This window comes from Marinobacter salicampi (assembly GCF_011074795.1).
GTDB classification, from domain to species: Bacteria; Pseudomonadota; Gammaproteobacteria; order Pseudomonadales; family Oleiphilaceae; genus Marinobacter; species Marinobacter salicampi.
The window spans coordinates 1-14,626 of sequence record NZ_JAAMPF010000010.1 but is presented as its reverse complement, the minus strand read 5'-3'; the positions used below and the strand labels follow the sequence as shown (position 1 = coordinate 14,626).

At 57.7% G+C, this 14,626-nt stretch carries 16 protein-coding genes; 14 read left to right on the top strand and 2 right to left on the bottom strand.

Going from position 1 to position 14,626, the window contains the following annotated elements; genetic code table 11:
* The first annotated feature begins 45 nt into the window (after positions 1-45).
* The 14 genes from urtC to G7W63_RS04330 all read left to right on the top strand — a co-directional run bounded on the left by urtC (position 46) and on the right by G7W63_RS04330 (position 12,811).
* Complete coding sequence (gene urtC, locus G7W63_RS04395) at positions 46-1,194, top strand: urea ABC transporter permease subunit UrtC (RefSeq protein ID WP_242634315.1); 1,149 nt, start codon at positions 46-48, stop codon at positions 1,192-1,194.
* Complete coding sequence (gene urtD / locus G7W63_RS04390) at positions 1,191-2,015, top strand: urea ABC transporter ATP-binding protein UrtD (protein ID WP_166253714.1); 825 nt, start codon at positions 1,191-1,193, stop codon at positions 2,013-2,015. The genes urtC and urtD overlap by 4 nt, the downstream gene beginning before the upstream one ends.
* Before the next feature lie 17 nt (positions 2,016-2,032).
* Positions 2,033-2,731 carry an urea ABC transporter ATP-binding subunit UrtE gene (gene urtE / locus G7W63_RS04385; protein ID WP_166253889.1) on the top strand — a complete coding sequence of 233 codons (699 nt, stop codon included), beginning with the start codon at positions 2,033-2,035 and terminating at the stop codon, positions 2,729-2,731.
* Positions 2,728-3,696, top strand: coding sequence for an urease accessory protein UreD (locus G7W63_RS04380; RefSeq protein WP_242634313.1), 969 nt, complete (start codon positions 2,728-2,730; stop codon positions 3,694-3,696). The genes urtE and G7W63_RS04380 overlap by 4 nt, the downstream gene beginning before the upstream one ends.
* Before the next feature lie 269 nt (positions 3,697-3,965).
* Positions 3,966-4,268 (top strand): urease subunit gamma, encoded by a 303-nt coding sequence (gene ureA / locus G7W63_RS04375; protein WP_166253711.1) that lies wholly within the window; start codon positions 3,966-3,968, stop codon positions 4,266-4,268.
* A 10-nt stretch (positions 4,269-4,278) separates the two neighbouring features.
* On the top strand, positions 4,279-4,587 hold the full coding sequence (locus G7W63_RS04370) for an urease subunit beta (RefSeq protein ID WP_166253709.1): 309 nt from the start codon (positions 4,279-4,281) through the stop codon (positions 4,585-4,587).
* A 343-nt stretch (positions 4,588-4,930) separates the two neighbouring features.
* The gene (ureC, locus tag G7W63_RS04365) at positions 4,931-6,634 is read left to right on the top strand and encodes an urease subunit alpha (protein ID WP_166253706.1); all 1,704 of its coding nucleotides are present in this window, start codon (positions 4,931-4,933) and stop codon (positions 6,632-6,634) included.
* Positions 6,635-6,643: 9 nt separating this feature from the next.
* A complete protein-coding gene (gene ureE / locus G7W63_RS04360) occupies positions 6,644-7,180 on the top strand; it encodes an urease accessory protein UreE (protein WP_166253703.1) in 537 nt (178 codons plus the stop codon).
* Positions 7,170-7,865 carry an urease accessory protein UreF gene (locus G7W63_RS04355; protein ID WP_166253700.1) on the top strand — a complete coding sequence of 232 codons (696 nt, stop codon included), beginning with the start codon at positions 7,170-7,172 and terminating at the stop codon, positions 7,863-7,865. The genes ureE and G7W63_RS04355 overlap by 11 nt, the downstream gene beginning before the upstream one ends.
* A gap of 175 nt (positions 7,866-8,040) precedes the next feature.
* Complete coding sequence (ureG, locus tag G7W63_RS04350) at positions 8,041-8,679, top strand: urease accessory protein UreG (protein WP_166253697.1); 639 nt, start codon at positions 8,041-8,043, stop codon at positions 8,677-8,679.
* 48 nt (positions 8,680-8,727) lie between these two features.
* A complete protein-coding gene (locus tag G7W63_RS04345; RefSeq protein ID WP_166253694.1) occupies positions 8,728-9,309 on the top strand; it encodes a HupE/UreJ family protein in 582 nt (193 codons plus the stop codon).
* A 229-nt stretch (positions 9,310-9,538) separates the two neighbouring features.
* Positions 9,539-10,633, top strand: coding sequence for a nuclease-related domain-containing protein (locus tag G7W63_RS04340; protein ID WP_166253691.1), 1,095 nt, complete (start codon positions 9,539-9,541; stop codon positions 10,631-10,633).
* A 625-nt stretch (positions 10,634-11,258) separates the two neighbouring features.
* Positions 11,259-12,077 (top strand): hypothetical protein, encoded by an 819-nt coding sequence (locus G7W63_RS04335; protein WP_166253688.1) that lies wholly within the window; start codon positions 11,259-11,261, stop codon positions 12,075-12,077.
* Complete coding sequence (locus G7W63_RS04330; protein ID WP_166253685.1) at positions 12,074-12,811, top strand: hypothetical protein; 738 nt, start codon at positions 12,074-12,076, stop codon at positions 12,809-12,811. Before G7W63_RS04335 ends, G7W63_RS04330 begins: the two co-directional genes overlap by 4 nt.
* A gap of 411 nt (positions 12,812-13,222) precedes the next feature.
* Here G7W63_RS04330 and G7W63_RS04325 read toward each other — a convergent pair whose 3' ends face one another.
* Together G7W63_RS04325 and G7W63_RS20170 are read right to left on the bottom strand one after the other, a co-directional pair.
* Positions 13,223-14,194, bottom strand: coding sequence for a transposase (locus tag G7W63_RS04325; RefSeq protein ID WP_166253682.1), 972 nt, complete (start codon positions 14,192-14,194; stop codon positions 13,223-13,225).
* A 275-nt stretch (positions 14,195-14,469) separates the two neighbouring features.
* A complete protein-coding gene (locus tag G7W63_RS20170; RefSeq protein WP_423202275.1) occupies positions 14,470-14,616 on the bottom strand; it encodes a DUF2914 domain-containing protein in 147 nt (48 codons plus the stop codon).
* Positions 14,617-14,626 lie beyond the last annotated feature (10 nt).

Below are 14,626 nucleotides of genomic sequence, written 5' to 3'. Positions count from 1 at the left end.
TCAGGGGCCCAGTGAATCAAATAATTAGCCAGAAGGGACACCAGCATGCATAACATGAAATATTGGTGGGCTCGGCCTTTCTATGAGCGTTCCACCCAACTGTTCCTGGGGATCCTGTTCGCGGCCCTGGCGGTTGTGACCATCCTTCACGTGGCGCTGCCGGAAGGCCACGCGCTCTACGTGAGCTCCTACACCGTCACCCTGCTGGGCAAGTACCTGTGCTACGCGCTGCTGGCGGTGGCGGTGGATCTGGTGTGGGGCTACCTGGGCATACTGAGCCTGGGCCACGGCGCCTTCTTTGCCCTGGGCGGTTACGCCATGGGCATGTACCTGATGCGCCAGATCGGCGACCGGGGCACCTACGGCGATCCGGTGCTGCCGGACTTCATGGTGTTCCTGAACTGGGACTCGCTGCCGTGGTACTGGTGGGGCTTTGACATGGCCTGGTTCGCCTTTGCCATGGTGCTGCTGGCGCCGGGCCTGCTGGCCCTGGTGTTCGGTTTCCTGGCCTTCCGGTCGCGGGTTACCGGCGTCTACCTGTCGATCATCACCCAGGCCCTGACCTTCGCCCTGATGCTGGCCTTCTTCCGTAACGAAATGGGCTTTGGCGGTAACAATGGCCTCACCGACTTCAAAAACCTGCTGGGCTTCAACCTGCGCACCGACGCCACCCGGTTCGGACTCTTTATCGCCACCGGTATTGCCCTGGCAATCGGCTACATCGTCTGCCGGGCCATCGTGGGTAGCAAACTGGGCCGGGTGAGTATCGCCTGCCGCGACGCCGAAGCCCGCACCCGGTTTCTGGGTTACCGGGTGGAGCGGGTGCAGCTGTTCGTGTTCGTGGTCTCCGCCATGCTGGCGGGCGTGGCCGGCGCGCTCTATGTGCCCCAGGTGGGCATCATCAACCCCGGCGAGTTCTCGCCCATTTTCTCCATCGAGATCGTGGTCTGGGTCGCCCTGGGCGGACGCGCCACCCTCTATGGCGCGGTCATCGGCGCCATCCTGGTGAACTACGCCAAGACCGTGTTCACCGGTGTCATGCCCGACGCCTGGCTGTTCGCCCTGGGTGGCCTGTTCGTGCTGGTCACCGTGTTCCTGCCCCAGGGCATCGCCGGCCTGCTCAGGCAGCGCCGCAAGCGCTCAGATGATGACGAAAGCCCAACGGACGCTCCGGCAAAGGAGGCCTCCGCATGAGCCTGCTTACCGAATTTGCCCAGCGTGACCGGGTCTTTGATTTCCTGACCCCCAGCGAGTCCCCGGTGGATGTGCGCCACGGTCCGATCCTCTACCTGGAGGATGTCAACGTCAGCTTCGACGGCTTCCGGGCCATCAACAACCTCAGCCTGACCATCGACGACGGCGAACTTCGCTGCATCATCGGGCCCAACGGCGCGGGCAAGACCACCATGATGGACATCATCACCGGCAAGACCCGGCCCGACTCCGGCTCGGTCTGGTTCGGCAGCCGCCATAACCTGCTGATGAAGAGCGAACCGTACATCGCTAGCCTCGGCATCGGCCGCAAGTTCCAGAAACCCACGGTGTTCGAAGCCCTGACCGTGTTCGAGAACCTGGAGCTGGCCATGGCCGCCAACAAGAAAGTCTTTCCCACACTGACCGCGAAAATGACCGGCGAAGCCCGGGACCGCATCGACGAAGTGCTGGCCACCATTGGCCTGGCTGAGTTGCGGGAGCGCCCGGCAGGCATCCTCTCCCACGGCCAGAAGCAGTGGCTGGAAATCGGCATGCTGCTGATGCAAAAGCCCCGCCTGCTGCTGGTGGACGAACCCGTCGCTGGCATGACCGAGCAGGAAATGGAACGCACTGCCGAACTGCTCATCAGCCTAGCCGGCAAACAGTCTGTGGTAGTGGTGGAGCACGACATGGGCTTCATACGCTCCATCGCCCGCAAGGTCACCGTACTGCACCAGGGCAGTGTGCTGGCGGAAGGCACCATGGATCAGGTCTCCAACGACCCGGAAGTCATCAAGGTTTATTTGGGGGAGGAAGCCTGATGCCAAATGAAAGAGCGATGCTCAGAATTGAAAATCTCAATCAATACTACGGCGAAAGCCACACCCTCTGGGACCTGGAACTGGACGTCCCCAAGGGCCAGTGCACCTGCGTCATGGGCCGCAACGGGGTAGGCAAGACCACCCTGCTCAAATGCGTGATGGGGGAGGAAACCACCGCCAAAGGCAAGCTGATGTACGAAGGCGATACCGACCTCACCAAGCGGCGCCTGGAAGACCGCGCCCGCCTGGGCATCGGCTACGTACCCCAGGGCCGGCAGATCTTTCCGCTGCTGACGGTGGAGGAAAACCTGCGCACCGGCCTCGCCGCCCGGTCCGATGGCAGCCGCAAGATCCCCGAGCGCATCTATGAGCTCTTCCCGGTACTGAAGGAAATGAAAAGCCGACGCGGCGGCGACCTCTCCGGCGGCCAGCAACAGCAACTGGCTATCGGCCGGGCGCTGGTGATCGAACCGCGCCTGCTGATCCTCGACGAACCCGGCGAAGGCATCCAGCCCAACATCGTCACCCAGATCGGCGAAGTCATCCGCCGCCTGATCGAAGAAGACGGCCTCACGGTGCTGCTGGTGGAACAGAAGCTGCCCTTCGCCCGCCGCTACGCCGACAACTTCGTGATCATGGACCGGGGCAGGCGCGTGGCCACCGGCGAGATCGCCGAGCTGTCGGATGAACTCATCAAACAGCACCTGACCGTATGACTATTCACATGTTTCCCACGACCCCCGGGCCCGTGCCCAAAGCCCACGACTCCGGCCACCGCTTCGACGCCGGCCGGCACTGGGCCGCGTTCATCAGTCTTGGCTTCCAGGCCCGCAGCGAACACATCATCGACACCGCGCGCCTTGAGCAACCGGGAGCCGACGAGGAACTCAGCAAGGCCCGGCCCATCACCCGCCTGACCCGCGCCCGCCACCGTGGCCCGCTGCGGGTCCAGCGACCCTTCTATCCGGAAGGAAAACACGGCTGCTGCCATGTGTATCTGCTGCACCCGCCCGGTGGGCTAGTCAGCGGCGATGCACTCACCATTCACGCCGCCCTGGAAAAGAACACCCACGCGCTTTTGACCACCCCGGCGGCCGCCAAGCTCTACAAAGCCGACAGCCACGGCGTGTCCTGGGCACAGGACGCGTACCTGAAGGTCGCCGACGGCGCCACCCTGGAATGGCTGCCCCAAGAAACCCTCGCCTTCAACGGCTCAAAGGGGGAGCAGACCACCAGCATCCACCTGACCGGCAACGCCAAATGCCTGGGCTGGGAAATCCTCGCCCTGGGCCGCCCAGCCAGCGACCTGCCATTCGCCACCGGCCTGCTGGAACAAAAATTCGAACTCACCCGCGACGGCAAACCCCTATGGCAGGAACGCCAGCAACTCGACCCCAAACACCCCAGATTCCACGGCAAATGGGGTCAGGGCGGCAACACCGTGCAAGCCACTCTCTGGGCCGCCGGCCTGGAAGATGAAGCCGAAGCCATCGAAGCACTGCGCGAAACCCTCCCGGCCAACCACCGCTGGGCCGTTACCCGCAGAAGAGGCGTCCTGCTCCTACGCTACCTGGGGCACGAAAGAAACGAAGCCTGGACCCTATGCCAAAAAGCCTGGGAAACCCTCCGCCCCAGACTCACCGGCAAACCCGCCAGCATCCCCAGAATCTGGCTGACATGACCAAAGGCCATGCACAGAAGCGGCGGAAAAATGTAGCGGAAGCTTCAGCTTTCGAGCAGGCCAAAGGCCTGCCAACCGGGGCACCAACCCGAACCAAAAGGAATGCACCGGAAGCTCCAGCTTCCCGACGGGCCAAAAGCCCGCCAGGCCGGCAAGCACCAACCCGGACCCATAGAAATGTAGCGGAAGCTTCAGCTTTCGAGCAGGCCAAAGGCCTGCCAAACCAACACCAAAACAAGAACAGCTAACGCCAGACATCGGAGCAAACCATGGAACTCACCCCAAGAGACAAAGACAAACTCCTCCTCTTCACCGCAGGCCTGCTAGCCGAACGCCGCAAAGCCAAAGGCCTGAAACTCAACTACCCCGAAGCCGTCGCCCTCATCAGCACCGAAATAATGGAAGGCGCCCGTGAAGGCCGCACCGTCGCCGACATGATGAGCGCCGGCCGCGAAATCCTCACCCGCGACGACGTCATGGAAGGGGTGGCTGAACTCGTCGACGAAGTCCAGGTAGAAGCCACCTTCCCGGACGGCACCAAGCTGGTCACTGTCCACAACCCGATCGTTTAAGGAGCGAACCATGATCCCCGGCGAATACCAACTAAAAGACGGCGACATCGAACTCTGTGCGGGCCGCGAACGCATCACCATCGACGTGGCCAACACCGGCGACCGACCGATCCAGATCGGCTCCCACTACCACTTCGCCGAAGCCAACCCGGCGCTCACGTTCGACCGCAAAAAGGCGCGCGGCTACCGCCTCGACGTCGCCGCCGGCACCGCCATACGGTTTGAGCCGGGCCAGAGTCGGGAAGTGACGTTGATTCCTTATTCAGGGGGACGGTCAATTTACGGGTTCCGTGGGGATGTTATGGGTTCGCTGGACTAGTGACGGAGTTGCCTTTGGATATGTGCCAGGGCCAGGGCGTGGAGCCTCTTTCCGGGACACGCCCGTGAATACGTCCCTGTAGGGCTCGGCTGCAGCCATCCATGGCTGCAGACGGTCCCGGAAAGAGGCCCCAAGCCCTGTCCCGCGGGTTCCGGGAGTAGCCCTCCAGGAAGCTTGCCTTTAAGGCGGGGAAAGACTTTGAGGGCCAGTTGGGTATGACTCTTCGGGAATGTGCGGAGCCAGGGATGGCGGAGCCCAAGCGTCACATGGATGTGCTTGAGCGTTTCCCGAAGAGTCATACCCGACTGGCCGAACACCAAACGCTAACAAGCGAGGCAAACTGATGAAGATAACAAGACAAGCCTACGCCGACATGTACGGCCCCACCACCGGGGACCGAGTCCGCCTCGGCGACACCGAACTGTGGATCGAAGTGGAAAGCGACGCCACCCACTACGGCGACGAAGTGAAATTCGGCGGTGGCAAAGTCATCCGTGATGGCATGGGCCAGAGCCAGCGGGCCGATGACACCGTCATGGACACCGTCATCACCAACGCCCTGATCCTCGACTGGTGGGGCATCGTCAAAGCCGACGTTGGCCTCCAAAATGGCCGAATCGCCGCCATCGGCAAAGCCGGTAACCCCGACACCCAGCCCGATGTTGAAATCGTCATCGGCCCCGGCACCGAAATCATCGCCGGTGAAGGCAAAATCCTCACCGCAGGCGCCCTCGATGCCCACATCCACTTCGTCTGCCCCCAACTGGTGGAAGAAGCCCTGATGAGTGGCATCACCACCATGCTCGGCGGCGGCACCGGCCCCGCCACCGGCACGAACGCCACCACCTGCACCCCCGGCCCCTGGCACATCGGCAAAATGCTCCAGGCCGTCGACGCCATGCCCATGAACATCGGCTTCCTCGGCAAAGGCAACGCCAGCCTGCCTGAATCCCTGGAGCTTCAGCTTAAAGCCGGCGCCATGGGCCTGAAACTCCACGAAGACTGGGGCACCACCCCTGCCTCTATCGATAACTGCCTCACCGTTGCCGACCAATACGACGTCCAGGTCGCCATCCACACCGACACCCTGAACGAATCCGGCTTCGTGGAAGACACCCTAGCCGCCTTCAAGGAACGCTGCATCCACACATACCACACCGAAGGCGCCGGCGGCGGCCACGCTCCGGACATCATCACCGCCTGCTCAAAAGATTACGTACTGCCGTCGTCAACAAACCCCACACGGCCCTACACCGTCAACACCATCGACGAACACCTCGACATGCTAATGGTCTGCCACCACCTGGACCCGAACATTCCCGAGGATGTCGCCTTCGCCGATTCCCGCATCCGCCGGGAGACTATCGCAGCAGAAGACATCCTCCACGACATGGGCGTGATCTCCATGATCGCCTCCGACTCACAGGCCATGGGCCGGGTAGGGGAAGTGGTATGCCGAACCTGGCAGACCGCCCATAAAATGAAAGTCCAGCGCGGCCTGCTGCCGGAAGACGAAGCCCTGGGGGCGGACAACCTGCGCGCCAAACGCTACATCGCCAAGTACACCATCAACCCCGCCATCACCCACGGCATCGCCCACGACGTCGGCTCCGTGGAAGTGGGCAAAATGGCCGACCTGGTGCTGTGGGATCCCGCATTCTTCGGCGCCAAGCCCGCCATGATCATAAAAGGCGGCATGATCGCAGCCGCCCCCATGGGCGACCCCAACGCCTCCATACCCACGCCCCAGCCCGTGCACTACCGCATGATGTTCGGCGCCTTTGGCAAAGCCGCCAGTGCAACCCGGGTCAGCTTCGTCAGCCAGGCTGCGCTGGACGCCGGCATCGGCGACAGGCTCGGGCTCGACAGCCCGCTGTCCGCCTGCAAGAACGTGCGCGGCATCCGCAAGAGCGACATGAAACTTAACGACAGCTGCCCGCACCTGACCGTGGACCCGCAAACCTACGAAGTCCACGCCGACGGCGAACTGCTCACCTGCGAGCCGGCCACCGAGCTACCGCTCGCCCAGCTCTACCACCTGTTTTAAGGAGCCACCATGCTGGAACTCACAGAACGCCTGGGCACCGACGTCGAAGCCGCTGAAATTTTCGACACCCTCACCCTACCGTACGAGCTCAGAATCCGCGGCCGCCTAAGGGCCACCACCGACAATCACCACGACGTCGGCCTCTTCCTCGACCGCGGCCCTGTGTTGCGTGAAGGCGAATGCCTGCAGGCCCGGGGCGGCGAAATCGTCCGCATACGCGCCGCCTGTGAACCGGTCGTCACCGCCAGCCTGGCCGCGGGCCTGCCCATGGCCCGCCTGTGCTACCACCTGGGCAACCGCCACGTAAGCCTCGAAATCGGCAGCAACAGCGACACCCAAGGCTGGATACGCTTCCCGCCCGACCACGTACTGGAAGAACTGGCCGAACGCCTGGGCGCCACCCTGACCCACCACCAGGCCCCCTTCGACCCCGAACCCGGCGCCTACGCAAAAGCCGGGGAAGGGCACAGCCATGGGCACGCCAGTCATAGTCATAGCGAGAGCCAAAGTCATTCCCACGCACACGGCCACAGCCATGAGCACTGAGGCCTACCAGACCCCGGTAGCCGACCTCTCACTGCTGGGCCTGATGCAGATCACCAGCCCCGCGCTGCCCATCGGCGCCTTCGCCTGGTCCCAGGGCCTGGAAAGCGCCTTCGAACTGGGCTGGGTAACTGACGAAGCGCAGCTTTGCGAATGGCTCGAAGGCGTACTGGAAGACGGCCTCAGCCGCTGTGAACTGCCCCTGCTGGTGCGGTTACAAAAGGCCTGGGCCACCAAAGACGCCGAGGCCCTGGCCCACTGGAACACCTGGCTCCACGCCACCCGGGAAACTGCCGAACTCAGCGACGAAGACACCCGCCTGGGCACCGCTTTGATCCGGCTGCTGAAAAGTCTCGACCTGATGCCCGAACCCGGCCTGCTACCGGAAGACCCCGGCTACGTCACCGTATTCGCCTGGGCCGCGCACCAGCGCAAGGTCCCGGTTCGCCAGACCTTACTCGGCTTCGCCTGGGCCTGGCTGGAAAACCAGCTCGCCGTCGCCTGCAAAGCCATGCCGCTCGGCCACACCGCCGCCCAGCGGTTGAACGAACACCTGCGACGTTTGTTGGTCGCCGCCGTCGACCGCGCCATGGCATTGGACGACAGCCAGCTCGGGCCCATCCTGCCGGGGCTGGCCCTGGCGAGCGCCCAGCATGAAACACAGTACTCAAGACTGTTCAGAAGTTAGAAAAGACCAACGCTCCGAAGATGAGCGTGGTGAGTGAGGCTCCCTTTCGGGACTGTGCGTAGCCAGGATGGCGGAGCTCAAGCGCCACAGGGATGTGCTTGAGCGTGTCCCGAAAGGGAGCCTCACTCGCCACTTGCACTGAGTTAGATAAATCAAGATAACGAGGAACCAAACCATGCCACATTGCCTGAGAGTTGGAGTCGGCGGCCCCGTTGGCTCCGGTAAAACCGCACTGCTGCGCCAGCTCTGCCTCGCGCTCCGCGATCACTACGATATTGCCGTCGTCACCAACGACATCTACACCCGGGAAGACGCCGACTTCCTCCTCAAAAACGACGCCCTCCCAGCCGACCGCATCCTCGGTATCGAAACCGGCGGCTGCCCCCACACCGCCATCCGCGAGGATGCCTCCATGAACCTCGCCGCCATCGACGATCTCCAGACCCGCCACCCCGGCCTGGAACTGGTACTGGTGGAATCCGGCGGCGACAACCTCTCCGCCACCTTTAGCCCCGAACTCTCCGACCTCACGCTTTACGTGATCGACGTCTCCGCCGGCGACAAGATCCCCAGAAAAGGCGGCCCCGGCATCACCAAGTCCGATCTGCTGATCATCAACAAAATCGACATCGCCGAATACGTCCACGCTTCCCGCGACGTGATGGACCGGGACTCAAAGAAGATGCGCGGCGAACGGCCCTTCGTGTTCGCCAACCTGTATGACGGGGTAGGGCTGGAGACCATTATCAGCTTCATTCTCGAACGGGGCATGTTGCCAGAGCGCCGGCCAGAGAAAATCGCAAGTACCGCCTAAGGCTCGTCCATCCTGCTGAATTATTTGTTTTCTATGGGAGAAACCAAGATGACTGCTTTAACCAAACTAATCGCCACCGCCGCCCTCCTGCTGGCAGCCACCACCGCAGCCGCCCACACCGGCCACGGCGCTCACGCAGAAAGTGGCTTCCTAAGCGGCCTGCTGCACCCCATGCAGGGCCTGGACCATCTACTGGCCATGGCCGCCATCGGCTTCTGGAGCGTACGCCAGAGCAACACCATGAAGAACTCCACCCCCCTGTTCGTCATCGGCGGCATGGTGCTGGGCGCCAGCCTCGCCTGGGGCGGGCTGAGCCTGCCCGGTGTGGAAACCGGCATTGCGCTCTCCGTCATGCTCGCCGGCATCCTGATCGCCACCATGGCGAAGCTGCCGACGGTTGTGGGTGGTTCGCTGGTTGCGGCATTCATGGTGTTTCATGGGTTTGCCCATGGGGCGGAGATGCCGGCTGGGGCGACTTTGGCCGCGTATCTGGCGGGCTTCTCCATCGCCACTCTGGCTATCGCCTTTGCCGGGCGTGGGCTTGGGGCACTGCTGATGCAGACGAACAGCGGGATTTTCCGGGGGCTGGGTGTTGCACTGGCGGCGACTGGGGCGTTCCTGGCTGCCTGAGCTACCACTAGCCTAAGCAAACTGAACCAACACTCGGCAAAACAATGGGGTACAGGGACATCCCTGTACCCCTGGCTTAAGAAAAGTTACCAATTCTAACGCTACTTCATTTGCTGCCTATCCATTTTGAAGCTATAAAAGAGACACATAATTAAAAAGCCCGCCCCACAGGCAGGCTTATAAATCACAACAGAAACGCCACGAATACGCGCTGGCCCAGGATCGGAAAATGGTTTCACCAGCGCTACAGCCTCTTTTTACCCTTCTCTGGTTTCTTGTTCCCCTGGCCATCCTTGGTGCATTGGTGAAATCCCCCTGGTTCAAGGGCTGGGTAGGGGAGTGCATGGTGAACATCTCCGCCCGCCTGTTCCTCGACAGGAAAACCTACCACCTGATTCGCAACGTCACCCTGCCCACCGAAGACGGCACCACCCAGATCGACCACATCATCGTCTCGCCCTTTGGCGTGTTCGTGGTGGAAACCAAGAACATGAAAGGCTGGATCTTCGGCAGCGCTCATCAGCCCCAGTGGACCCAGAAAATCTTCAGGCATAACCAGAAATTTCAGAACCCGCTGCATCAGAACTACAAGCATGTAAAAACCTTGCAGGCTCTGCTGGGGCTGACAGACGGGCAGATTCATTCGCTGGTGGTGTTCGTGGGCGACGCGACCTTCAAGACAGCGATGCCGCCCCACGTCACGAGGGGCGGTGGCTACCTGAGGTTCATCAAATCTTACCAGGACCAGGTGCTTACCCCGGAGCAGGTGAGTGAGGTTATTGATCGCATAGCGGCAGAGCGACTTACCGCATCGTTCAAAACCCATCGAGCGCATCTGCGCCATGTGCAGGGGATAGTCACCAGCAAGACACAGCAGATGGATTTTGGCGGTGCTACAGACCGAGACAGATTGGTTCATAGACAGAAGCCCCGGCGCAGGGGCAGGGGATTGAAACCGACGTTTGCAGTGGTTGCGGTGATGACTGCTTTTGTTTATCTGGGAGGCCCTGCTGAGTTGGCCAGTATTGTTGCGGGGAGTGTTGCCCAGAGCGTACAGGCAAACGTGACAGCCAGGCCTCAGGCTGTGGCTCCACAGGTACAGCCGAACCTTGAAGCTGAGCGTGCTCGGCAGCCAGCGGAGGACCAGCGAAGGTTGGTAGAAGCCCGGCAAGTGAAGGAGCGGATTTTCGAACGTGCTTTCCATGAGCATTATGTGGCGCCTGAAGGCTGTGACAACTGGAAGTCGGACCGGCATATGGTGGAGTGTGTGAACCATGGGATGCGGGCTAAGGCTGAGTTTCGGGGGGAGTATTTTGGTGGGTGAGCTGGGCAGTACCTCAGTATCGTTTTTAGAACCTTTTGACGGAGCAGCGTGAGTTGGACCCTATTTCCTACTTGTTTTCAGCTTATTTGAATACCGTTCAAGGTAGCGTCCATGAGCATGTGTCTGAACGGTATGGCACACAAATCACACCGGTTGAGGTCCAGTATGAGGGCGTCAATGTGGCCTTCCAGCATCAGGTCTGGCGGGTGCGGGACCAGAGCGTTTGCGGCACTGTACGCAACGATCTTAAGGCCTACTCGGAATGCACTGTTAAGGCCAAGAAGCTGTTCGGCACACTTTGTTCAGAGCTTTCCAAAAAGCCCGAGCAGAACTGGAAACATGGTAAGTACCGGACTATGTACTGCAACGCATCTTTGTCTTTCAGACCGGTTATTGCAAGCGTAAACCCAGGGACCGGTGTTACGAGTGAGCTTGAAAAGGCGAGGCAGGCTTGTAATGCGGCTACTGTGGCGGCTATGGGTAGTCGAGAGCCGAAGGTTTTGAGGGAGAAGAGGGAGTTGTGTGAGGTTTACTCGGGGTTGAAACAGTGAAAGCTCAATAAAATAAATCTGTCCCGGTTTCATTTGATACGCTTCCACCGTAGTTACTAAAGAGGAGTGAGTTAGTGTCGATCAGCATGGATTTGGTAATCAATACGCCGGAAGGATCGGTTGATATGAAAGCAGGGCTGGATACTATGAGTGGAGTATCGGGCTCTGTACAGACTATTGCTGAAACAATTCTTTTGAAAAAGGCTCCTCACAGAAACAGTGGTAAGAAAAAAGTGAGAACCATCTTAAAGCAGACTTTCAAAGGGTCTTACGGCCATATTTTTAGTGTGGACGTCGATGATGATAATTTGACAAAAAGACTGCGATCGATTGGCCGTCCCGTATTTGTGGAACTAATATCCTATTTTTTCGCAGAATCCCTTTATAAAGAACACCAAAATCTTTCTCCCCGAGCAAACAAGGTTGTAGAAGACCTAGGTAACGAAGCTAACGAGCTTATCCGTCAACTTAGGAAATCTCCACTTAGAAAGTTACACGAAGTCTCGAGAAAGTTTGACCTTGTTGTAAAGATTAGGTATCGAAAGAACAAACATGATAAGACAATTATCGGTGCATTTGATCGATCTACCGCAGAAGCAGTAGACGCAAAAAAATCTCGAGAAGAGTACTGGATAAAGGCAGGTATTAGTAGGTTCAATATAAATACTGGGAACGGTCGACTTGTGGTTGAGGGTGATGACCATACAGTTGCTTTTGGTTTTTCTTCCTATAAAAATCTTACCATGAAAGCGAAGAAGTTTTTTACCGAGAACTTAAATTATAATAATGGGTTGGAGGCTGAGAATTATAAATATCTTAGCTTAAACGTTTCGCCTGTAAAGTTGAGAGATGGGACGGTGGTAAAATATATGGTTAAAGGGTATGGCGATTGATAAATAGATACTCAGTTGCGACATTGATTATCGTATTATTGGTAGTTGGAGGTTATCTTTTAAACTTCCACTTAATTCATGGTCAGCAAGTTTCAGATAGCTCTTCTGATTGGGGTGCCTTCGGTGATTATTTTGGCGGCGTAATTGGTACAGCGCTAAGTTTTTTCGCGCTTGTATTGCTGATTAAATCTCTGAGTCTTCAAAATGAAGCTAACGCAGATCTGAAAAAGCAGCTCAAAAATAGTGAGCGAACTGAAGCCATAAAATCGTTTGAATCATTGTTTTTTAATTTAGTTGAGTCACAGAATACATTAACTGAAAAATTTTCAATCTATCACGTTGAAAATGGTACACTTGTTAAATTGATTGGGGGGGACGCAATAGCAAGGATTGAGGATGAAATAGAGATTATGCGTTCTTCTGGTGCAACTGACGACCAAGTCGCTCAGCTTGTGGAAGCGTTAGATGAAGATGATAACATTTACAATATACTTCGACCCTTTTCTGTGTCGGTCAACGTCATCTCAAAAAATCTTAGTGATTCTCGAGGTTTCGACGTAGATACGAGTAAATTTTATTACAGTACTTTGATCAATTTTCTAGCTTTTTCTCAATTGCGGTTGATTTTGATTGCAGTACAATTTCTTGACAACCATCATTCTAACAATTTAATTAGTTACCCTGAGTTCAATGACGTCTTAGAAGAATTAGGTTTGGAAGTTGGTAGATATTAGGATTCGTTTAGCAACTAGAACCTCCATTAGGCTCAGTCAATAGCCCTCTGCCTTGTGTGCCGAATGATACTGTGCGCGGCCTCACAAACGCCCCAAAAAAACCGGAACAGAGCTATTTTTCAGTTTCTCTAAGGCCTTGAGCTAATTTGCGAGACACTGGGACAAATCAATTTTTCTGAGCACAATATTAAAAAAATATTAAAAAGGACAGGCACTGTTAGAGAAGAACAAAGAAGCATGAAATTTTCAGCTCCGTTGAGTTCGTTTTTTCAGTGAGGTAAGCGGTCAATCAGACCCGAATCCATCGAAATCTCTGGATTCCGGCGTTTTTTCACCCGTTTTGGCAATTCCAAGGCGAGGCAGGTTCCTGGCTGTCGCCAGTGAGTGTCGTTAATTATTTATTGGGGAGAATCAGGCTGCAGATCGTCGTCGGGGCGGGTGCGCTCGCTGGTTCTGACGGTACAGCGCTTCGAAATCCAGGGCTTCGGTAAGCCACTCATCGGCGGTCAGTCCCAATCGGTCCAGAATCGGTGGGTGATGGTCAGGAATGTGGCCCCGTTTTCCCGGTCGGGCAGTCCGGCCGGTATAGTCCACCAATTCCAGATATTCCCGCAGACTGAACAGGATGCCCAGTTGTGGCTCGTTTCTTACCGCTCCCTCGAAGTGGAGCAGCGGTTTAAGGGCCGTTGAAAACTGGTTCAGGAATTGTTGTTCCTTCTGTGCCTGAATGGCGGCTGCCAGGCTGAACCGGGGCGTCAGCCGCTCTTTGATACTGGTATGGTCAGAGCTTTCCGGAGTATCGGCTAGGGCAGCCCTGATGGGATTCAGGTCGACATAAGCCATGCAACTGAGCAACGCCTGCTCTGTCTTTAAAGCCTGAGATTTGAACCGCGACTCCCAGAAATGCCCGGTACAGCCATCTTCCTGATTTGCCTCTCGGGCAATAGACTCGTTAAGACATTTCATGAACCAGCTCAGGCTGGCGAGGCGTTGTCGGTAGACGCCGGCCATCTGTTTTACGAACCCTAGTTCGGCCTCGTGAAGTTCGCCTCCAGACTGATACCGCTGCACCAGCGGTGGGCCTTTGAACAAGCTTGTCCAGCGTGCCAGAACGTCGTCGTCAGACCATGTGTCCGACTGCTCAGGACAAAGCTTCACTACTAGGTGGTAGTGGTTCGACATGATTGCATAGGCACAAAGATCAATGGCAAAGAGGGAGGACAGCAGCCGGATGCGCTCTTCGATCCACCGGCGTCGGTGCTCGTAGTTTTTGTCGGTCTGGTGATCGATACCGCACAGAAAAGTACGCCGTACGCAGCGTGAGACGACGTGGTAAAAAGGTGTATCAGAAACACAGATCAGCTGTTCTCTGGGGCGGGCCATGCTAATCCTTTAGCGGCAATTTTGATATGTACTGGATAAAAACACAGTATATAAGCCGTTTCAAGCTCTTGCCAGATCTGGAGTGGGACGTAAGAGCATCGAAGGTGGCCTAGCCTATTTTGGATCTGTTAGGTTTAGGCTTTGCCCGCAGAGGAAAGTCTTCTTAAGCCGAACCGGGACAGACTTATTTTTGCTTGGGCTGAGGGACGAGCCCCACAAAGCTTATTGAAAACAGGCCCGTCCCGCGTTTCTACTCCTTCTGCTTCCGACTTCGTTTATTGAGGGACAACGGAAAACGCCCCCTTGGCCAAAAGCTCACCTTCCTCTGTCACCACCTCAACTCGCCAGTCTCCCAACATGTGCCGGTCAATATACTTGGCTGAGGATGCGCGCATGGGGTCAACCGACGGCCTGATTGCCACCCGCGCAACC